General features: G+C 55.9%; 15 protein-coding genes. 9 read left to right on the forward strand and 6 right to left on the reverse strand.

The window, feature by feature from the left end; genetic code table 11:
• Positions 1–119: 119 nt before the first annotated feature.
• Together sfsA and thpR are read right to left on the reverse strand one after the other, a co-directional pair.
• Positions 120–836 carry a DNA/RNA nuclease SfsA gene (gene sfsA, locus AC1MDE_RS12575; protein WP_479414739.1) on the reverse strand — a complete coding sequence of 239 codons (717 nt, stop codon included), beginning with the start codon at positions 834–836 and terminating at the stop codon, positions 120–122.
• Entirely contained in the window at positions 837–1,376 is a 540-nt protein-coding gene (gene thpR / locus AC1MDE_RS12580) for an RNA 2',3'-cyclic phosphodiesterase (protein ID WP_479399800.1), read from the reverse strand.
• A 25-nt stretch (positions 1,377–1,401) separates the two neighbouring features.
• Between thpR and hrpB the strand changes: the two genes are divergently transcribed.
• From hrpB to fhuB, 6 genes are all read left to right on the forward strand, one after another.
• On the forward strand, positions 1,402–3,873 hold the full coding sequence (gene hrpB, locus AC1MDE_RS12585; RefSeq protein ID WP_480344582.1) for an ATP-dependent helicase HrpB: 2,472 nt from the start codon (positions 1,402–1,404) through the stop codon (positions 3,871–3,873).
• 98 nt (positions 3,874–3,971) lie between these two features.
• On the forward strand, positions 3,972–6,518 hold the full coding sequence (gene mrcB, locus AC1MDE_RS12590; protein ID WP_479398030.1) for a bifunctional glycosyl transferase/transpeptidase: 2,547 nt from the start codon (positions 3,972–3,974) through the stop codon (positions 6,516–6,518).
• 214 nt (positions 6,519–6,732) lie between these two features.
• Positions 6,733–8,943 (forward strand): ferrichrome porin FhuA, encoded by a 2,211-nt coding sequence (fhuA, locus tag AC1MDE_RS12595; RefSeq protein ID WP_480344583.1) that lies wholly within the window; start codon positions 6,733–6,735, stop codon positions 8,941–8,943.
• A 93-nt stretch (positions 8,944–9,036) separates the two neighbouring features.
• Positions 9,037–9,831, forward strand: a complete 795-nt coding sequence (gene fhuC, locus AC1MDE_RS12600; protein WP_479401148.1) for a Fe3+-hydroxamate ABC transporter ATP-binding protein FhuC — start codon at positions 9,037–9,039, stop codon at positions 9,829–9,831.
• A gap of 9 nt (positions 9,832–9,840) precedes the next feature.
• On the forward strand, positions 9,841–10,719 hold the full coding sequence (gene fhuD / locus AC1MDE_RS12605; protein WP_479402841.1) for a Fe(3+)-hydroxamate ABC transporter substrate-binding protein FhuD: 879 nt from the start codon (positions 9,841–9,843) through the stop codon (positions 10,717–10,719).
• Positions 10,719–12,695: a Fe(3+)-hydroxamate ABC transporter permease FhuB gene (gene fhuB / locus AC1MDE_RS12610; RefSeq protein WP_480344584.1), complete on the forward strand. Its 1,977-nt coding sequence runs from the start codon at positions 10,719–10,721 to the stop codon at positions 12,693–12,695. Before fhuD ends, fhuB begins: the two co-directional genes overlap by 1 nt.
• Before the next feature lie 194 nt (positions 12,696–12,889).
• On the opposite strand, the gene hemL is transcribed toward fhuB, so the two are convergent.
• Entirely contained in the window at positions 12,890–14,170 is a 1,281-nt protein-coding gene (gene hemL / locus AC1MDE_RS12615; RefSeq protein WP_058960858.1) for a glutamate-1-semialdehyde 2,1-aminomutase, read from the reverse strand.
• 222 nt (positions 14,171–14,392) lie between these two features.
• On the opposite strand from hemL, the gene erpA reads away from it, so the two are divergent.
• Positions 14,393–14,740 carry an iron-sulfur cluster insertion protein ErpA gene (gene erpA / locus AC1MDE_RS12620; RefSeq protein ID WP_034829523.1) on the forward strand — a complete coding sequence of 116 codons (348 nt, stop codon included), beginning with the start codon at positions 14,393–14,395 and terminating at the stop codon, positions 14,738–14,740.
• A 35-nt stretch (positions 14,741–14,775) separates the two neighbouring features.
• Here the strand turns inward: erpA and AC1MDE_RS12625 are convergent, their stop codons facing one another.
• From AC1MDE_RS12625 to mtnN, 3 genes are all read right to left on the reverse strand, one after another.
• Positions 14,776–15,027 carry a hypothetical protein gene (locus tag AC1MDE_RS12625; RefSeq protein ID WP_034829521.1) on the reverse strand — a complete coding sequence of 84 codons (252 nt, stop codon included), beginning with the start codon at positions 15,025–15,027 and terminating at the stop codon, positions 14,776–14,778.
• A 107-nt stretch (positions 15,028–15,134) separates the two neighbouring features.
• Positions 15,135–15,944 carry a vitamin B12 ABC transporter substrate-binding protein BtuF gene (gene btuF, locus AC1MDE_RS12630; RefSeq protein WP_479398035.1) on the reverse strand — a complete coding sequence of 270 codons (810 nt, stop codon included), beginning with the start codon at positions 15,942–15,944 and terminating at the stop codon, positions 15,135–15,137.
• A complete protein-coding gene (gene mtnN, locus AC1MDE_RS12635) occupies positions 15,937–16,635 on the reverse strand; it encodes a 5'-methylthioadenosine/S-adenosylhomocysteine nucleosidase (protein ID WP_166934113.1) in 699 nt (232 codons plus the stop codon). The genes btuF and mtnN overlap by 8 nt, the downstream gene beginning before the upstream one ends.
• Positions 16,636–16,733: 98 nt before the next feature.
• Here mtnN and dgt point away from each other — a divergent pair, with 98 nt between their 5' ends.
• Both dgt and degP read left to right on the forward strand, forming a co-directional pair.
• Complete coding sequence (dgt, locus tag AC1MDE_RS12640; RefSeq protein WP_058962070.1) at positions 16,734–18,227, forward strand: dGTPase; 1,494 nt, start codon at positions 16,734–16,736, stop codon at positions 18,225–18,227.
• A 136-nt stretch (positions 18,228–18,363) separates the two neighbouring features.
• Positions 18,364–19,809, forward strand: a complete 1,446-nt coding sequence (degP, locus tag AC1MDE_RS12645) for a serine endoprotease DegP (protein WP_058962069.1) — start codon at positions 18,364–18,366, stop codon at positions 19,807–19,809.
• Positions 19,810–20,029: the final 220 nt, after the last annotated feature.

The following is a 20,029-nucleotide window of genomic DNA, read 5'->3' on the forward strand; positions in this document are numbered from 1 at the left end:
AATAGCAGAAGCAGTCAAGGTTGGCAATTATTCATATTCGCACCTTGACAAGCCTGTGAGGAACAGCGTATTTAGCGCACCGCCCAGAACATTCCTATCACAGCAAATTGCTATAAATATTACAACTCTACGTTAATCGTCACGGCGACGGGCTGAGTGAGTAACATTTGAGCAGGTGATATCTGAGCCTGATACGCCAACACCTCTACTCCACAGCTTTGAGCCTGTCCCAGTAGTTCTGCGTAGTGTGCGTCGATATGGCGCGCCGGGGAGACGTCCTCAATCCCCGTATGCAGAACGGCGAACAACAAAACAGCTCGATGACCCTCTGCCGCGATAGCACTGAGTTCGCGCAGATGCTTTTGTCCTCGAGCCGTCACCGCATCCGGAAAAAAGCCTTTACCCTGCTGTAAAAGGGTGACGGACTTGACTTCAATATAGCAGTTTGATCTGCCCTCCGCTTGCAGCAGGAAGTCAATTCGGCTTTTTTCCGTACCGTATTTCACTTCAGGTTGGCAGTGGCTGTAAGCGGACAATTCTGGAATGGCGTCAAGGGTTAAGGCTTCACGCGCCAGTTGATTGGCTCTGAGGGTGTTCACGCAGATCCAGTGGCCTTGTTGTGTCTCGGTCAATTCCCAGCTGTGCGGATACTTGCGCGTGATGCTGTTTGAAGTGGAGTACCACACGGTATCGCCCGGTGTGGCGCAGCCGGTCATCGCGCCGGTATTGGCGCAGTGAATCGTTAAAGTCTCGCCTTCTGGTGTCACGACATCGGCAAGAAAGCGCTTATAGCGGGCAATAAGACGGGCGGGTTTCAGCGGCGGATCGAACAGCATTCAGGCTCCTGGAGTGGGTAACAGTGGCCAGCGCGCCAGCCGCCGATAGCGGGTGCGTCCCTGGCTAAAGGTCGATGAGAAGAGCGCAAAGTCACTGACATCGTACTGCCAGTGAAAGCCGCGCGGGGGTAAGGCCACTCTTTGCGTGGCGTGGCGCAACAAAGTGATATGCGGGTGAAAAGGCTGTGCACTCTGGGCGCAGCCATGGCGTGCCGCCTGAGCACGCAGCAGGCTCGCTAACTGCAACAAGCCGCGTGGCGCACGTTGGCAGCCAAGCCACACGACACCGGGGCGCGGCCAGTGTCCCGCATCATCCAAATCCAGGCTAAAACCGGGCTGAACAATGCGCGAAGCTAACTGCTGTAACTGCTGCGAGGTCTCGGCACTGACATCCCCCAGAAACGCCAGCGTCAGATGCAGATTGGCGGCGGCCACCGGTTTTCCTGCCCCTTCTGCAAAGTGATCTGCGCGCCACTGTACCAGCTGTTGCTGGAGTGGCGCGGGCAGTTCGAGGGCAAAAAACAGACGTTGTATCGACATGGTGACGTGGCCGTTGAGTGCTACAATGCGCGCCATGTTAGCACAGGCAGAGTTGGAGTTAAGTGTGAGTGAATTACCGGTAAGTGAGGTGCTGCCTGCATTGCTCGATGCATTGTCTCAGTCATCACAAGTTTTACTGGCGGCACCCACCGGCGCGGGAAAATCGACCTGGCTGCCGCTGCAACTGCTACAGCAGTCGGTGCTGCCGGGGCGCATCATTATGCTTGAGCCGCGTCGTCTGGCGGCGCGTAATGTGGCGCAGCGCCTGGCGGATCAGTTGGGGGAACAGCCCGGTGGCACCGTGGGATATCGCATGCGCGGTGAAAACTGCTGCGGCCCCCATACGCGACTGGAAGTGGTGACCGAAGGCATTCTGACGCGCATGTTGCAGCGCGATCCGATGCTCGAAGGTGTGTCGCTGGTGATCCTTGATGAGTTCCATGAGCGCAGCCTGCAGGCTGATTTGGCGCTGGCGCTGCTGCTGGATGTGCAACAAGGGCTGCGCGACGATCTGAAAATCTTGCTGATGTCCGCCACGCTGGATAACGAGAGGCTGCGCCAGCTACTGCCGGATGCGCCTTTTATTGTCTCTGAAGGACGTAGCTTCCCGGTGACGCGCCGTTATGCCTCGCTCAATCCGCAACAGCGTTTTGACGAAGCGGTGGCACGAGAAGTGGCGCAATTGCTGCGCGACGAAACGGGTTCGCTGCTGCTGTTCCTGCCGGGCGTCGCAGAGATTGAACACGTGAAGCGCGAGCTGGAATCCCGCGTCGGCGATGACGTGGATCTCTCTCCTTTATATGGCGCGCTGTCTCTGGATGCGCAGCGTCGCGCGATTCTGCCTGCGCCCGCCCGTCGTCGCAAGGTGGTGTTGGCGACCAATATCGCCGAAACCAGTCTGACCATTGAAGGCATCCGTCTGGTAGTGGATAGCGCGCTGGAACGCTCAGCGCAGTTTGATGTACGCAGTGGCGTAACACGGTTGCAAACCCAGCGTATCAGCCAGGCATCAATGACGCAGCGAGCAGGTCGTGCGGGTCGTCTTGAATCCGGTATCTGTTTGCATCTGCTGCCCCAGGAACAAGCGATGCGCGCGGCGGCACAGAGCGAGCCGGAAATCCTCAACAGCGATCTATCTTCACTGCAAATCGATTTATTGCAGTGGGGTTGCCAGGAGGCGTCACAGCTTAGCTGGCTGGATGTGCCACCCGCGCGCAACTTACGCGCGGCAAATGATTTACTGACCCGTTTGGGGGCGCTGGAAGGCGAGAAGCTGAATGCGCGTGGGCGGAAAATGGCGGCGCTGGGCAGCGATCCCCGCCTCACGGCCATCTTGTGCGCGGCACAGGATAAGGATGCGATCGCCAGTGCCGCCTTACTGGTGGCGATTCTGGAAGATCCGCCACGTAACGGCAGCGCAGATCTGCGTGATGCACTCAACCGGCCTCAGCCTCACTGGCAGCGTCGCGCCCGTCAGTGGCAGCAGCGACTCAATGCCAGCGGCGGCAGCGTCAATCCCGATCTGTTCCCCTCTTTACTGGCGGCGGGGTTTGCCGATCGTCTGGCACAGCGACGCGGCGAAAGTGCGCGCTATCAGCTGGCCAATGGGATTGGCGCCATGCTGGATGAGCAGGATGGCTTGAGCCGTTATGAATGGCTGATTGCGCCGACCTTATTGCAAGGTGCCAGCGCGGCCGAAGCGCGCATGCTCTTAGCGCTGCCGGTGGAAATCGGCGAGTTACGCCAGCAATGTCCTGAACTGGTGTCGCAGCGCATAGATGTGGAATGGGATGAAGAGAAAGGGACATTGCGCGTCTGGAAACGGGAACTCGTGGGTGCGCTGGTCCTAAAAGCACAGCCGCAGGCGCGACCGGAACCGGAGATTTTACACCCGGCGATGTTGCGCTGGATCCGCGAAAAAGGGCTCTCGGTACTCGGCTGGACCCCCGAAGCGGAACAGTTGCGTTTGCGTTTGCATTGTGCCGCCGAGTGGCTGCCGGAAGAGGCGTGGCCGCCATTGGACGATGAGAGCCTGCTCGACTCGCTGGAGCGTTGGCTGTTGCCCGAGATGGGTTCCGTGCGCGATCTCAGGAGCCTGCAGGCCGTCAATCTTGTCAGCGCATTATTACATTTGCTGACATGGTCACAACGTCAGCGGCTGGATACTGTGCTGCCAACTCATTACACTGTGCCGACCGGAAGTCGCCTGCCGATTCGCTACGCAGTGGATAAGCCCCCTGCGCTGGCAGTGCGCATTCAGGAGATGTTTGGTGAAGCGCAAAATCCGGCGGTGGCTGAAGGCCGTATTCCGCTGGTATTGGAGCTGCTGTCACCGGCGCAGCGTCCGTTGCAGATCACCCGTGATCTCGCAGCGTTCTGGCGCGGAGCCTATCCTGAAGTGCAGAAAGAGATGAAAGGGCGCTATCCCAAACATCCCTGGCCCGACGATCCGGCAAACGCCTTACCGACAAGGCGCACCAAGAAATTTTCATCGTGACACTCTGTGGATCGAATTCAGAGGGTTCTGCCATGCGCAGCACGAGAAAGCAGTTAGAGTAACGGCCGCAGCCGTAGCTATGCCTGGAGAATAAAAGCATGTCTGGGAACGATCGCGAACCTATTGGGCGTAAAGGAAAAGCGCCAAAGCCGCCGCGCAGCACTGCCCGTCGGGGTCGCCGCAGGGAGCTCGATGATGATATCGATCAGGACGATTTTGACGAAGATGATGAGGAGAGCACACCGGTGCCACCAAAAGGTAAAGGGAAAGGAAAACGTCCGCCACGCGGCAAACGTCGCTGGTTAGGCTGGTTGATTAAGCTCTTCCTGGTCTTTGTGGTCGTGATGGTGGCCTGGGGCATTTATCTTGACTCAGAAATCCGCAGCCGCATCGACGGTAAAGTGTGGCAGCTGCCTGCTGCCGTATACGGCCGCATGGTGAGCCTTGAGCCGGGAATGTCGTACGACAAAAAAGAGATGATTGCGCTGCTGGAAGGCACGCAGTATCGCGAAGTGTCGCGCATCACCCGTCCTGGTGAGTTCAGTGTTAAAGGCAACACTATCGATCTGCTGCGTCGTCCGTTTGATTTCCCGGACAGCAAAGAGGGACAGATCAACGCGCGCCTGACGTTCAGCAACAACGAACTGAGCGAGATTAAAAACCTCGATACCGGGCGTGATTTTGGCTTCTTCCGCCTCGATCCGCGTCTGATCACCATGCTGCAATCGCCGAACGGTGAGCAGCGTCTGTTCGTGCCGCGTGCGGGCTTCCCGGATCTGCTGGTCAGTACGCTGATCGCCACCGAAGACCGCCACTTCTACGAGCATGATGGCATCAGCCCGTACTCGATTGGTCGTGCGTTCCTCGCCAACATCACTGCCGGTAAAGCGGTGCAGGGCGGCAGTACCTTGACGCAGCAGCTGGTGAAAAACCTGTTCCTGACCAACGAACGTTCACTGTGGCGTAAAGCGCGTGAAGCTTACATGGCGGTGATCATGGATGCGCGCTACAGCAAAGATCGCATTCTTGAACTTTACCTGAACGAGGTGTATCTCGGTCAGGCGGGCAACGATCAGATCCGTGGCTTCCCACTGGCGAGTCTGTACTACTTTGGTCGTCCGGTGGATGAGTTGAGCCTCGATCAGCAGGCGATGCTGGTTGGTATGGTGAAAGGTGCGTCGCTGTACAACCCGTGGCGCAACCCGAAACTGGCGCTGGAGCGTCGTAATCTTGTGCTGCGTTTACTGCAGCAGCAAAACATGATCGACCAGGAGCTGTACGATATGCTCTCGGCGCGTCCGCTGGGTGTGCAGCCGAAAGGGGGCGTGATCACGCCGCAGCCTGCCTTTATGCAGATGGTACGTAACGAGTTGCAGGCCAAACTGGGCGACAAGATTAAAGATCTGTCTGGCGTGAAGATCTTCACCACGCTCGATCCTATCTCTCAGGATGCGGCGGAAAAAGCGGTCGAAGATGGCATCCCGGCGCTGAAAAAACAGCGTGGCTTGAAGGATCTGGAAACCGCGATGGTGGTGGTGGATCGCTTCAGTGGTGAAGTGCGTGCCATGGTGGGCGGTGCCGATCCGCAGTTCGCGGGCTATAACCGTGCGCTGCAGGCGCGTCGTTCTATTGGCTCACTGGCTAAACCGGCGACCTATCTCACCGCATTGAGCCAGCCGAATACCTATCGGCTGAACACCTGGCTGGCGGATGAGCCGATTGCGCTGAAACAGCCGAACGGTTCCATCTGGAAACCGATGAACGACGACAAGCGTTTCAGCGGCAAAGTGATGCTGGTGGATGCCTTAACCAACTCCATGAACGTGCCTACCGTAAATCTGGGGATGACATTGGGTCTGCCTTCGGTGGTGGATACCTGGACGAAGCTGGGCGTGCCGAAAGATCAGCTGAATCCGGTGCCAGCGATGTTACTGGGAGCACTTAACCTGACACCGATCGAAGCGGCACAGGCGTTCCAGTCGATCGCCAGCGGCGGTAACCGCGCCGACCTGTCGGCGGTACGTTCGGTGATTGCTGAAGATGGCACGGTGTTGTACCAGAGCTTCCCGCAGGCGCAACGCGTTGAGCCGGCGCAGGCTGCTTATATGACCTTGTACACCATGCAGCAAGTTGCCGATCACGGCACCGCCCGTGCGCTGGGCGCGCGTTACCCGAATGCCCATCTGGCGGGTAAAACCGGTACCACCAATGATCTGATCGATAGCTGGTTTGCGGGTATTGATGGCAAAGAGGTCGCGATCACCTGGGTTGGCCGCGACAACAACCAGACGTCGAAGCTGTACGGTGCGAGCGGTGCGATGCAGATTTATCGCCGTTATCTCGACAACCAGGCGCCAATGCCGCTGGTGCTGACACCGCCAGAAGATATTACGCAGATGAACGTCGACTCTGCCGGTAACTTCGTGTGTGGTTCTGGCAGCAGCACCTGGCGTTCACTGCCGGTATGGACGTTGGATCCCAACGCGCTGTGCCAGCAACAGCAGCAACAGATCCAGCAACAGCAGCAGATCCAACAGCAGCAAGAGTCGCAACCGCAGCAGCAGTCACCTCAGCAGCAACAGGGTGAGCAGAAAGATGCTGACGGCGTGGCGGGCTGGATCAAGGATATGTTTGGCAGCAAATAGTTAGCTGCAGAAAACAGAGGGCGCTACGGCGCCCTTTTTCATGCCTGTGATTTATTAATCGCGATCATGGACATGCACGATCTGGTCGCAAACGCACCGCCATCAGGCATTACATCTTGCGGATCTCGCCAAACTTCGCCTAAAATCCGTGCGTCTAATAATCATTCTCGTTTTCATTCGCCTGCATCGTTTCCTTTTCGAGAGATCCTTTTTTATGAATGCGCGAAATTCTAATCCTTGTTCTGCACGTGCTGCGAACTCCCGTCGTCCGCTCGCTTTAATGATTTCTTTAACACTGGGTACGCTGAGCGCACAGGCGCTGGCAGAAGATACCGTGGTGGTGACCGCCAATGGCGGCAACACCGTCGCGCAGGAAAGCGCATGGGGTCCGGCTCCTACCATTGCCGCGAAACACAGTGCTACCGGCTCCAAAACCGATACGCCAATTGAGAAAAACCCACAGTCGGTTTCGGTGGTGACGCAGGAAGAGATGGCGATGCACGCTGTAACCAGCGTAAAAGGTGCGTTTAACTACACGGCTGGCGTGCTGACGGGTAACCGCGGCAGCTCAAGCGTAATCGATGCGCTGTCAATTCGTGGCTTTAGCGAAACCAACACTAACCAATATCTTGATGGACTAAAGCTGCAAGGGGATAACTACTCCGAGTTCGCCATTGATCCTTACTTCCTTGAGCGTGCGGAACTGCTGCGTGGCCCGGTGTCGGTGCTGTACGGCAAAAGCAACCCAGGCGGCGTGGTGTCGCTGGTGAGCAAGCGCCCGACGCAGGAAACACTGCATGAAGTGCAGTTCCAGATGGGCACCGATAACCTGTTCTCTACCAGCTTCGATTTCGGCGGATCGCTGGATGATGACGGCGTGTACAGCTATCGCCTGACGGGTCTGGCTCGCAGTGCAGACGCGCAGCAGGATATGAACAAAGAGAAGCGTTATACCATCGCGCCTTCGTTCAGCTGGCGTCCGGATGCCAATACCCGCTTTGATTTGCTGACCTATTTCCAGAACGAGCCGGAAACCGGTTATTACGGCTGGTTGCCGCGTCAGGGCACCGTGGTCGGCATTACCCGCCCGGACGGTAGCAGCTACAAACTGCCAACCAATTTTGATGAAGGCGAAGACAGCAACAAGATTTCGCGCAACACCAAGATGGTGGGCTACAACTTCGAGCACAGCTTCAACGATACCTGGACGGTGCGCCAGAATCTGCGTTATGCGGATATGCGTACCGGATATCGCAGTATTTACGGTAATGGCTTTAGCGCGGCGACCAATGAAATTACCCGTGGTTCTGCAGTTTCCGATGAGAAGTTGAATGAGTTCGCCGTAGATACCCAAGCGCAGGCGAAATTCGCGACGGGTGCACTGGATCACACCTTGCTGATGGGTGTGGATTATCAGCAGATGCGTAATGATGTTAATGCGCAGTTTGGCTCAGCCAGCAATTTGAGTGCCATCAACCCGCAGTATGGCGACGATTTGGTCACGCCGTTTGACTCTCCTTATCAGCACCTGAATAAACAGCGTCAAACGGGTCTGTATGCACAGGACCAAATGGAGTGGGATCGCTGGGTACTGACCTTAGGGGGTCGCTACGACTACGCGATGACCTCGGTGTATGACCGTGTCGCCAGTTCACTGGATCGTCAAAACGATCAAGCCTTTACCTGGCGTGGCGGCCTGAACTATGTGTTCGATAACGGCATCGCACCTTATTTCAGTTACAGCGAAGCCTTTATTCCAAACTCAGGTTCAACGTTTGAAGGGCAGGCTTTCGATCCTTCGCGCGCCAAACAGTATGAAGCAGGCGTGAAATACGTACCGAAAGATCGTCCAATTGTGATGACGGCTGCCGTTTATCAATTGACCAAAACCAAAAACCTGACCGCAGATCCTGATACGGTAAACCATCCATTTGCCAGCATTCAGAGCGGTGAAATCCGTTCACGTGGTGTTGAATTGGAAGCCAAGGCAGCACTGAACGCCAACATCAATATGACGGCGTCGTATACCTACACCGATGCGGAATACACCGAAGATACAACGCTGAAAGGCAGAACGCCGGTGCAAGTACCTAAGCATATGGCCACGTTGTGGGGCGATTACACCTTCCACGAGACCGCATTGTCCGGCGTTACGCTGGGAGCGGGTGTGCGCTATATCGGCGAGAGCAAAGGTTTGTATTCAACAGGCGACAACATCAACCAAAACTTCGACGTAGCGGGTTACACCACCGTCGACGCAGCGCTGAAATATGACCTCGGCCGTTTCGGTCTGCCGGGCTCTTCTGTGGGTGTTAATATCAACAACCTGTTCGATCGTGAATACGTTGCCAGCTGCTACCGTGATTACGCTTGCTACTGGGGCGCTGAACGTCAAATCGTTGGTACCGCCACCTTCCGCTTCTGATTCGTCAGGGCGAATATGTTGTGATTTTGGGCGGCCTCAGGGCCGCCCCCTTCAGAATCAGATCGGTTTTGTGCTAATTAACCAGGAATCACCATGCAGCATCCGCACCACGAAGAAACCACCTTCACGCTGGATAATGTCAGCTTTCGCGTACCTGGGCGCACGTTGCTGCAGCCACTTTCACTCACATTCGCGCCGGGTAAAGTGACGGCGCTGATCGGTCATAATGGCTCCGGCAAATCCACCTTGCTGAAAATGCTCGGTCGCCATCATGCGGCGAGTGAAGGCCGGGTTCTGTTGAATAGCGATGCGGTGGAGAACTGGGGCAGCAAAGATTTTGCGCGCCAGGTGGCCTATTTACCGCAGCAGTTACCGGCGGCGGAAGGGATGACGGTGCGTGAGCTGGTGGCGATTGGTCGTTATCCCTGGCACGGGGCGCTCGGGCGCTACGGGCAGGAAGATCGCGATCGCGTGGAAGAAGCGATTACGCTGGTGGGCCTGAAACCGTTTGCCGGGCGTCTGGTGGACAGCCTGTCAGGCGGCGAACGCCAGCGCGCGTGGTTGGCGATGCTGGTGGCGCAGAACAGCCGTTGCCTGCTGCTGGATGAACCCACTTCCGCACTGGATATTGCGCATCAGGTGGATGTGCTGGCTCTGATTCAACGTCTCAGCCGCGAGCGCGGGTTAACGGTGATTGCCGTGCTGCATGACATCAACATGGCGGCACGTTATTGCGACCGTCTGGTGGCGCTGCGAGGCGGCGAAATGATTGCGGAAGGCGGGCCTGATGTCATCATGCAGGCCGATGTGCTGGGCAATATCTACGGTATTCCGATGGGCATCTTGCCCCATCCACAAGGCGGTGCTCCCGTCAGTTTTGTTTACTGAGGCCTCGCTATGTTCGACATTTCACGCCGTCGCTTGCTGACGGCGCTGGCACTCACGCCACTGATGAACGTTGCCCCATTGCGTGCGGCAACACCCGATCTGCAGCGCATCCTGGCGCTGGAATGGCTACCCGTTGAGCTACTGATGGCGCTCGGTGTCTCGCCGCTCGGTGTGGCTGATTTGCGCAACTACAACATCTGGGTTGGTGAGCCGATGCTATCCGCCAGCACCATCGATCTCGGCCTGCGCACCGAACCCAATCTGGAACTGATGACGCAGCTCGAACCTTCCTTAATCCTGCACTCCAACGGCTACGGTCCGGGATTAGATAAACTCGATCGCATCGCGCCGACCATGGGCTTTGATCTGAATAGCGGGGACGGTAAACCGCTCAGTACGGCGCGCCAATCACTGCATGCGCTCGGTGCCCGGCTGGGCCGGGAAGCGCAGGCGGTACAGCATCTGCAATTCCTGGATGAGCAGCTCGCGGCAGCGCGCGAGCGTCTTAAACCCTGGGCAGATCGTCCGGTGCTGTTGATGTCATTGATGGACAGCCGCCACGCCATCACGTTTGGCACCAACAGCCTGTTCCTCGAAGTGATGGAAACCCTTGGCCTGAGTAACGCCTGGCAGGGTGAAACCAATTTCTGGGGCAGTGCCGTGGTTGGGCTTGAGCGGTTAGCCGATGTCGGCGATGTGCAGGTGATCTGTTTTGATCACGATAACGATCGTGACATGCAGCAGGTGATGAAAACTGCGCTGTGGCAGGCGCTGCCGTTTATCCGCGCGGGCCGCTTCCAGCGTGTGCCTGCCGTCTGGTATTACGGCGCGACTTATTCAGCGCTGAAATTTGTCCGCGTGCTGGAACACGCGCTGGAGTCGCACTGATGCGCCATCGTCTCTTTCCTGTGATGCTGCTAAGCAGCATGTTTTTACTGGCGCTGGGGCTGACTTTTATCAATCTGCGTGACGCGCTGCCAACGGCGCAGTGGTCACAAGCCTTCTTTGCGCCGGACATCAACAGTATCCAACAGGTGGTGTTCCATCACAGCCTGTTATCGCGTCTGGCGCTAGCGCTGTTGGTGGGGGCAGGTCTCGGATTGGCCGGTTTACTGTTTCAGCAAGTGCTGCGCAATCCGCTGGCGGAACCGACCACGTTAGGTGTGTCATCCGGCGCACAGCTCGGTATCACGGTCGCCACGCTCTGGCACTTGCCGGGCGGTGAGCTGACGCAGCAATTTGCTGCGATGGCGGGCGCAGTGCTGGTGGGCATCCTGGTATTTGGCGTAGCCTGGGGCAAACGGCTGTCACCCGTGACGCTGATCCTCGCCGGGCTGGTCCTGAGCCTGTATGCCGGCTCGGTGAATCAAATCTTTGCCATCTTTAATCACGACCAACTGCTGAATATGTTCCTGTGGAGCACCGGCGCACTGAATCAGATGGATGGGCACAACGTCGCGATGCTGTGGCCGCGTCTGCTGCTGGCTTTTGTCGTGGCGCTGGCATTGCTGCGCCCCTTGACGCTCATGGGGCTTGATGACGGCGTAGCAAAAAATCTCGGTCTGGCACTGTCTGCTGCGCGTGTCGGCGCACTCGCTCTGGCGATTCTGTTAAGTGCGCAATTGGTGAACGTCGCCGGGATTATCGGTTTTATCGGGCTGTTTGCACCACTGCTGGCGAAAATGCTCGGGGGGCGTCGCTTACTCAGCCGTATGCTGCTGGCTCCGCTGATTGGTGCCTTACTGCTGTGGCTGGCCGATCAGTGCGTATTGTGGCTGACCAGCCACTGGCGCGAGGTTTCCACCGGCACAGCGACCGCGTTGATTGGCGTACCGATTCTGCTGTGGCTGTTGCCGCGTTTACGTACCGGCTCGGTTCCACCGGCAATGAATATGGGCGACAAGGTGCCGGCAGAGCGCCAGAAGGTGGTGCTGTGGTGTGGCATTGGCCTTGGGGTGCTGACGCTGCTGAGCGTTATCGGCATCTCCTTTGGTCGTGATGCACACAGCTGGACGTGGGTGAGTGGTGAGATGCTGCATCAACTGCTGCCGTGGCGTGCACCTCGCGTGCTGGCGGCATTAGTCGTGGGGATGATGCTGGGTGTTGCAGGTGCGTTGATTCAGCGCCTCACTGGCAACCCGATGGCCAGTCCGGAAGTGTTAGGCATCAGTTCCGGCGCGGCCTGTGGTGTGGTCGTGATGATGTTCTTTGTGCCGGGTGACGCCGTGGCGTGGTTGCTGCCCGCTGGCGCATTAGGCGCGGCGCTGACGCTGCTGGTCATTATGCTGGTCGCCAGTCGCGGAGGTTTCTCACCGGAGCGTATGTTGCTGGCGGGCATGGCGCTCAACAGTGCCTTTGTCACCTTGCTGATGGTGTTAATGGCGAGTGGCGATCCGCGCATGGGCGGCCTGCTAAGCTGGATTTCCGGTTCGACTTACAACATCAATATGCCGCAGGCAGTGCAAAGCGCCGTGGTGGGTATCGTATTTATTGCGCTTGCGCCACTGGCGAGCCGCTGGCTCACACTGCTGCCGCTGGGTAGTGTGACGGCACGTTCAGCGGGGATGGCATTAACAGGTTCGCGTCTGGCCCTGCTGCTGCTGGCGGCGGCGTTAACGGCCACGGCGACCTTGACCATCGGCCCGTTGAGTTTTGTCGGTTTGATGGCGCCGCATATCGTGCGCATGCTGGGCTTCAGGCGCGCATTACCGCAGGTGTTGATGGCGGGATTATTAGGCGGCGGATTGATGGTGTTAGCAGACTGGTGCGGCAGGATGCTGGCGTTCCCGGATCAGATCCCTGCAGGTTTAATGGCGACCTTCTTCGGCGCGCCGTATTTTATCTGGCTGTTGCGTCGCGCATAAACGCGCAACCTACGTCAATCGGCGCTTACAGGGCAGCTGCGCATAATTGTGCAACCTAACGGAAATGGGGGTATGCGTGTAGCTGAGCATAACGATGCGAACGAACGGCAAGGGTGTCTTTAGGGGACGTTGTGCCTCAAGGGACAGCCGGGCACATCAATGAAGGGGCGCCATTCCTGGCGCCCGCTAATGGCTTACAGCTTCGCAAAGCTGCGGCGTGCCGCATCAATGGTGCGCTGAATATCTTCCTGGCTGTGTGCCAGCGACATAAAGCCCGCTTCAAAAGCAGAAGGTGCGAGGTAAACACCTTCTTCCAGCATCAGGTGGAAGAAGCGCTTAAAGCGCTCAACGTCGCATTTTGTCACGTCGGCATAGCAGGTTACGCTTTCGGCATCGGTAAAGAAGATACCGAACATGCCGCCAACGTGGTTGATCACCAGCGGAATGTTTTCTGCTTTTGCCGCTGCCAGCAAGCCTTCAGACAGTTGGGTGGTGAGGTCGGTCAGAGTGCTGTGCGTGCCCGGTTGAGCAATCTGCGTCAGGCAAGCAAAACCGGCCGCCATGGCAATCGGGTTACCGGAAAGCGTACCCGCCTGGTAAACCGGACCCGTTGGTGCCAGTGCAGCCATCACATCACGACGACCACCAAATGCGCCCACCGGCATGCCGCCACCGATGATCTTGCCGAGACAGGTCAGGTCCGGCGTGACATCGTAATAAGCCTGAGCACCGCCCAGCGCCACACGGAAGCCGGTCATCACTTCATCAATGATCAGCAGCGCACCAAACTCATCACAGAGTGCACGCAGGCCCGGCAGGAAGTCCGGTTGCGGTGGGATGCAGTTCATATTGCCCGCAACGGGTTCAACGATGATACAGGCGATATCTTCTGGATATTGCTCGAAGGCTTCGCGTACTGACGCCAGATCGTTGTAAGTGCAGGTCAGGGTGTGTTTAGCGAAATCAGCCGGAACACCCGGTGAGTTCGGTTGGCCCAGGGTCAATGCGCCGGAACCCGCTTTCACCAGCAGACAGTCGGCGTGGCCGTGGTAGCAGCCTTCAAATTTGACGATCTTGTCACGATGGGTAAAGCCACGAGCCAGACGAATCGCGCTCATGGTGGCTTCGGTGCCGGAGTTCACCATACGCACCATATCCATACCTGGCACCAGCTCACACACCAGCTCGGCCATTTTCACTTCCATTTCGGTTGGGGCACCGAAACTCAAACCACGAGATGCCGCTTCAATCACCGCATTGCGGATATTGGCGTTGTTATGCCCCAGCACCATTGGGCCCCATGAACCGACATAGTCGATGTAGGCTTTGCCATCGGCGTCATACAGATAAGCGCCGTCGGCGCGTTCGATGAACAGCGGCACGCCGCCCACACCGGTAAAAGCACGTACCGGGGAGTTCACACCGCCAGGGATCAGGCGTTGCGCTTCGGCATACAGGTTTTCAGACTTACTCATTGCTCGGCTCCTGCTGTTCTGGAAAAAAATTCTGGCGCCATTCTAAGGGAAGAGTCGCCAGATTAGAAAGGCAAGCGGGTGCGAAAGCCTTTTAAAGCTATACTTTAGCGCAGCGCAGGCGGCACACAGTGTCAAGCGCAGTACTTGATTGCACTGGGCGGCTGGCAGATAATAGTGAAATTAAGGTCGTTTTCTGACCTGGACGTTTACCCGGAGTAAAACATGAGTGACGACGTAGCAGCGCTGCCTTTGCAATTCACTGAAGCAGCAGCGAAAAAAGTGAAAAATTTGATCGCGGATGAAGAGAATCCAGAGCTGAAACTGCGCGTGTACATCACCGGTGGCGGTTGCAGTGGTTTCCAGTACGGTTTTACTTTTGACGATCAAATGAATGACGGCGACATGACCATTGAAAAGCAGGGCGTGGCGCTGGTGGTTGATCCAATGAGCCTGCAGTATCTGGTGGGCGGTTCGGTTGATTATACCGAAGGTCTTGAGGGTTCACGTTTTATCGTGACAAACCCGAACGCGAAAACGACTTGCGGTTGTGGTTCTTCCTTCAGCATCTGATCCCTTTTCTGACCGCCGCTCTGGCGGTCAGAACGTTACCACTCTACAGTCACTAATCGTGACGACTCACGACGCTTCGCATCGCGCTTTAACACGCTTTCGGTCACGCGCGGCTGTGCACTGAAGTGACGTCCACAATCAATCGATGGCAATGTTTGTTCGCTTTGCCGTGAGATATCGCAGCGGGAAAATATGGTCAACGTGACGGCAATAGAGCCGGTGGAGGTCGCCGCGCCAATTGGCGCAGCCATCGCAAGCCCTATGGCCAGGAGCAGTGCTCTGGTCATTGATAATTCCTGGTGAAGTCAAAAGTTGCGCGTTGCGCAAAAAGGGCACTGAGCATACGTGGCCGCAGTGCCCTGTATTTTGATTTTCGACAATTTTTGCCGAATCTTTAATCTTTTTTGGTGCTATTTTTCGCCGGATGTAAATCTGCACACAGCTGTTTGGCTGCCAGCAGGATACGTGGACCCGGTCGACTCAGCCAGTCATCGTTAATGGCAATCACCGGCACCGTCAGTTGTGGCTGCCAGAATTTCACGATATTCGCGGCTTGCGCGGGGCCACCGCCGATCACAATCGCCTGAGGATGACGTGCTAATACTTGCTCACGACTCACCTGCGGCCAGCTGACACGGCTGTCGGCAAAGATATTTTTGCCACCGCACAGGGTGATTACCTCGTTTTGCAGCGTGTTGCGTGAGGCTGTAAACAGCGGCTGCTGGCCGAACTGCAGAAACAGTGGAATTGGCGTGCGCTGTTGATACTGTTTACGCAGATCATCCTCTTGCTGACGTAGTGCCTTTGCGGCAGCTTCTGCCTGCTGAGGTTGTGGACTCCACTGTTTTAGCGCTGCTAACGCATCAATCATCTGATCGATAGATTGCGGATCGATCCACTCAACCTTAACGCCTAAACGTTGCAGTTGGTCGATCTGCCGCTGTGGATTACCACCGCGCCAGGCCAGCACCACATCCGGTTTCAGTTGCAGGATGCGCTCGACTTTGATGCCCTGCCAGTTTGCCACCTGCTCCAGCTGATTGGCCTGCGCCGGGAAATCCGAATAAGCACTCACCGCCACCGGCGTAATGCCCGCTGCAAAAGCCAGTTCGGTCAGATGGGGCGATAGCGTGATAACGCGTGGGGCAGCAGCAAACAGGCTATTGCCGATCAGCAATAGCCCCAGTAGCCAATATTTAGCCACGCGCCAGCTGTGCCAGCAGGTTTTCAACCATCAGTGACGATTGTTTAGCGGCAACAACCAGGAACTCATCAAAGCTCAGGTGGGATTCTTTGTCCGCGACATCGGAAATTGCACGCACCACAACAAACGGCACCTTGAACTGGTGGCAAACGTGACCGATGGCGGTGGCCTCCATCTCCACGGCGATCGCCAGTGGGAAGGTGGTGCGAATGCGTGCCAGTGGCTCAGCACCGTTGATGAAGGCATCACCGCTGACCACTAAACCGCGCACCGCGTTGAGATCCAACTGCTTAATCACCTGCTCTGCAGCGGCGATCAGTTTTTCATCCGCCACAAAGGCTGCCGGGCAACCGGCCATCTGACCCGGTTCGTAACCAAATGCGGTCACGTCGGCATCGTGATAACGCACTTCATCGGAAACCACGATATCGCCCACTTTCAGTGAAGCGGCCAGACCACCCGCAGAGCCGGTATTGATCACCAGGTCGGGTTTGCACAGCTCCAGCAACAGGGTAGTACCGAGCGCCGCCGCGGTTTTACCAATGCCTGATTTCAGCAGAGCAACCTCAACACCGTTCAGCGTGCCGGTATAAATTTCACAACCAGCCAGCGTCAGCGTCTGACGGTTTTCGATTTTGTCACGCAGCAGGGTGACTTCCTGCTCCATCGCGCCAATAATGCCTGCTTTCATAAAGAATCTCGCTGTAGTTATGGATGTAAAGCTTAAAAGTGAGGCATAGTCTACCATGGCTGGCAGAGGATGAATTCACCAAAAAATAAGGGGTAATGATGGCGCCGATCAATTTCAAAAATAAGATCAGTTTCACCCGCCCTTATACCAGCCGCAAAGATCCAGAGGGCGAATACTTTATTACACGGCACTTTGAGAGTGACCGTGGCCGCATCATCAATTCTGCCGCGATCCGCCGCCTGCAACAAAAGACTCAGGTATTTCCTCTGGAGCGTAATGCAGCGGTGCGTTCACGTTTGACCCACTCGCTGGAAGTGCAGCAAACCGGGCGCTATATCACCAAAGAGATCCTGCAATACCTGAAAACGCAGGGCGGTGGACTGGCAAATTACGGGCTGGATGAGTTTGAAGGCGCGTTTGAGAGTCTGATTGAGATGGCCTGCCTGCTGCATGATGTGGGTAATCCGCCGTTTGGTCACTTTGGTGAAGCTGCGATCAATGACTGGTTTGACGACAATCTGCCTCTTGAACTCGTGGACCCGCTGGTGGCGGGCGTGGCAGATGAGCATCAGCGCACTGATTTTGACCAGCTAAATGCAATGATTCGTCAGGATTTGTGCCACTTCGAAGGCAATGCGCAGGCGATTCGCCTGGTGCATACGCTGCTGCAGCTCAATCTTAGCTATGCGCAGGTGGCCTGTATTTTAAAATATACCGCCCCCGCATGGTGGCAGGGCGATAAGCCGGCAGAATTTAGCGTGCTGATGAAGAAGCCAGGTTTTTATTTGTCCGAGCGTGAATATGTGGCTGACTTACGCGCAGCGACCCATATTAAAGAGCATCATCGCTATCCTCTCACCTGGATTATGGAAGCCGCGGACGATATCTCTTACTGTATTGCCGATTTAGATGATGCGGTCGAAAAAGATATTTTTGATGTTGAGACTTTGTATACGTCTCTGCTCAAAGCCTGGGGGCCGGTAAATAGTGGTGATGCGTTCAGTCGCACAGTGAGCGAGGCATGGAAAGAAGCCAACCAGAAAAAACGCCGTAGCCTGAGCGATCAATTTTTCATGTCATTACGGGTTAACGTGCAAAATGTGTTGGTTAGCCATGCCGTGCGCCGTTTTGTCGAAAATCTCCCGGCTATTTTTGAAGGAAACTTCAATCATGCGCTGCTGGAAGATGACGGTGATGAAGGCCGTCTGTTGAAATTATTTAAAACCGTGGCGCGCCAGCAGGTATTTAATCATCCGGAAGTTGAGCAACTCGAATTACAAGGTTATCGGGTAATAAAAGGGTTGCTGGAAATCTATCAGTCATTAATGTTGCTGGATTATGAACAATTTACTACGCTGATGAACGACGATTTTCTGCCGAAATATCCGATAGAAACGCGACTGTTTCATAAGCTTTCAGGAAAACATCGCAAAGCTTATCAGCAGCAGATGCGTACACTGATTGTCGAGCATAAATATCAACGTTTGTTGTGGGAGCGTTATTACCGTTCGCGCTTGATTCAGGACTATATCAGCGGAATGACAGACAATTATGCGTGGGATGAGTATCGTCGTTTGATGGCCGTGGAATAAGCAGAGTTTTGTAAAGATGAAGAATAAATTTTTACCTTTACCCAAAACTTCATTAGGAACTTCGCGCTAAAAACTTAATCTCACCATCACGACCACAGCAATGGTCTGGCCGTAAATCTTAGAGAGACACAGACAAATGAAAAAAAGCACATTAATGTTAAGTGCGCTGGCGCTTAGTCTGGGCATGGCATTGAGCCCTGTCAGTTTCGCGGCGGAAAGTGCTTCCTCCTCGAACCAACAGTTGCCAAGCCTGGCGCCGATGCTGGAAAAAGTGATGCCTTCCGTGGTGAGTATTAGCGTTGAAGGCAGCACCACGGTGAAAACCCCGCGCATGCCGCAGCAATTCCAGCAATTCTTTGGTGATAACTCGCCATTCTGCCAGGACGGTTCGCCATTCCAAAGCTCGCCAATGTGCCAGGGCGGCGGTGATGGCAGCCAGGGCGGTGACAACGGCGGCGCCAACACCCAGCAGCAAAAATTCCGTGCACTCGGTTCGGGTGTCGTGATTAATGCCGATAAAGGCTATGTCGTCACCAACAACCATGTGGTAGATAACGCCACCAAAATTCAGGTGCAGCTGAGCGATGGCCGTCGCTATGACGCCAAAGTGATTGGTAAAGATCCGCAGTCTGATATTGCTCTAATTCAACTGCAGGACGCCAGGAACCTGACGGCGATTAAGATCGCTGACTCCGATGACTTACGTGTCGGTGATTACACGGTAGCGATCGGTAACCCGTATGGACTCGGCGAAACGGTGACCTCCGGTATCGTTTCAGCGTTGGGCCGCAGCGGCTTGAACGTCGAGAACTACGAGAACTTCATCCAGACCGATGCCGCCATCAACCGTGGTAACTCTGGTGGTGCGCTGGTGAACCTGAACGGTGAACTGATTGGGATTAACACCGCGATTCTGGCGCCAGACGGCGGCAATATCGGTATCGGCTTTGCTATCCCAAGCGCGATGGTGAAAAACCTGACGGCGCAGATGATCGAGTATGGTCAGGTGAAGCGTGGCGAGCTGGGCATTATGGGTACCGAGCTTAACTCTGAGCTGGCGAAAGCGATGAAAGTCGATGCCCAGCGCGGTGCCTTTGTGAGCCAGGTCCTGCCTAACTCGGCAGCGGCAAAAGCGGGTGTGAAAGCCGGCGATGTCGTGGTGTCGATGAATGGCAAACCGCTGACCAGTTTTGCCGCACTGCGTGCAGAAGTGGGTTCACTGCCAGTGGGCACTAAACTGCAGCTGGGTCTGTTACGTGACGGTAAACCGGTGACGATTACGGTTGAACTGCAGCAGAGCTCGCAGGAAAAAGTGCAGTCCGCCACGATCTACACCGGCATTGAAGGTGCCGACCTGAGCAACATCGACAGCAACGGCCAGAAAGGCGTGCGCGTGGATAATGTGAAGGCAGGTAGTGCTGCAGCGCGTATTGGTCTGAAGAAAGGTGACGTGATTAGGGGCGTTAACCAGCAGGCGATTGCCAACCTTGGTGAACTGCGCAAAATCCTTGACACCAAACCGTCGGTGCTGGCCCTGAACGTGCAGCGTGGCGACAGCAGCCTCTATCTGCTGATGCAGTAAGTTTTAGATAATTGAGAACAGGCGAGCTTCGGCTCGCCTTTTTTGTTTTTGTATGGCGCAGCAGCGCTATTCGCTAGCATCAGCACCACTTTAACGTTGTCCGGATTGTGCAAATGTCCGTTGTGCAATGTGACGCCTACCGCAATTCCCGTATTCTCTATCCGGCTATGTGCAGTTGCACAATGCCAGCCGTGCGTGGGATGCGTATTCTGTCAATTCT

Source organism: Pantoea folii (assembly GCF_056678875.1).

What these genes read in the sequence shown, in the direction of transcription:
- fhuD (WP_479402841.1), top strand. Translation starts at nt 9,841, where the DNA reads ATGTTCGACATTTCACGCCGTCGCTTGCTGACGGCGCTGGCACTCACG.
- fhuC (WP_479401148.1), top strand. Translation starts at nt 9,037, where the DNA reads ATGCAGCATCCGCACCACGAAGAAACCACCTTCACGCTGGATAATGTC.
- sfsA (WP_479414739.1), bottom strand. Translation starts at nt 836, where the DNA reads ATGCTGTTCGATCCGCCGCTGAAACCCGCCCGTCTTATTGCCCGCTAT.
- mtnN (WP_166934113.1), bottom strand. Translation starts at nt 16,635, where the DNA reads ATGAAAGCAGGCATTATTGGCGCGATGGAGCAGGAAGTCACCCTGCTG.
- mrcB (WP_479398030.1), top strand. Translation starts at nt 3,972, where the DNA reads ATGTCTGGGAACGATCGCGAACCTATTGGGCGTAAAGGAAAAGCGCCA.
- hemL (WP_058960858.1), bottom strand. Translation starts at nt 14,170, where the DNA reads ATGAGTAAGTCTGAAAACCTGTATGCCGAAGCGCAACGCCTGATCCCT.
- fhuB (WP_480344584.1), top strand. Translation starts at nt 10,719, where the DNA reads ATGCGCCATCGTCTCTTTCCTGTGATGCTGCTAAGCAGCATGTTTTTA.
- thpR (WP_479399800.1), bottom strand. Translation starts at nt 1,376, where the DNA reads ATGTCGATACAACGTCTGTTTTTTGCCCTCGAACTGCCCGCGCCACTC.
- erpA (WP_034829523.1), top strand. Translation starts at nt 14,393, where the DNA reads ATGAGTGACGACGTAGCAGCGCTGCCTTTGCAATTCACTGAAGCAGCA.
- degP (WP_058962069.1), top strand. Translation starts at nt 18,364, where the DNA reads ATGAAAAAAAGCACATTAATGTTAAGTGCGCTGGCGCTTAGTCTGGGC.
- fhuA (WP_480344583.1), top strand. Translation starts at nt 6,733, where the DNA reads ATGAATGCGCGAAATTCTAATCCTTGTTCTGCACGTGCTGCGAACTCC.
- dgt (WP_058962070.1), top strand. Translation starts at nt 16,734, where the DNA reads ATGGCGCCGATCAATTTCAAAAATAAGATCAGTTTCACCCGCCCTTAT.
- AC1MDE_RS12625 (WP_034829521.1), bottom strand. Translation starts at nt 15,027, where the DNA reads ATGACCAGAGCACTGCTCCTGGCCATAGGGCTTGCGATGGCTGCGCCA.
- hrpB (WP_480344582.1), top strand. Translation starts at nt 1,402, where the DNA reads ATGCGCGCCATGTTAGCACAGGCAGAGTTGGAGTTAAGTGTGAGTGAA.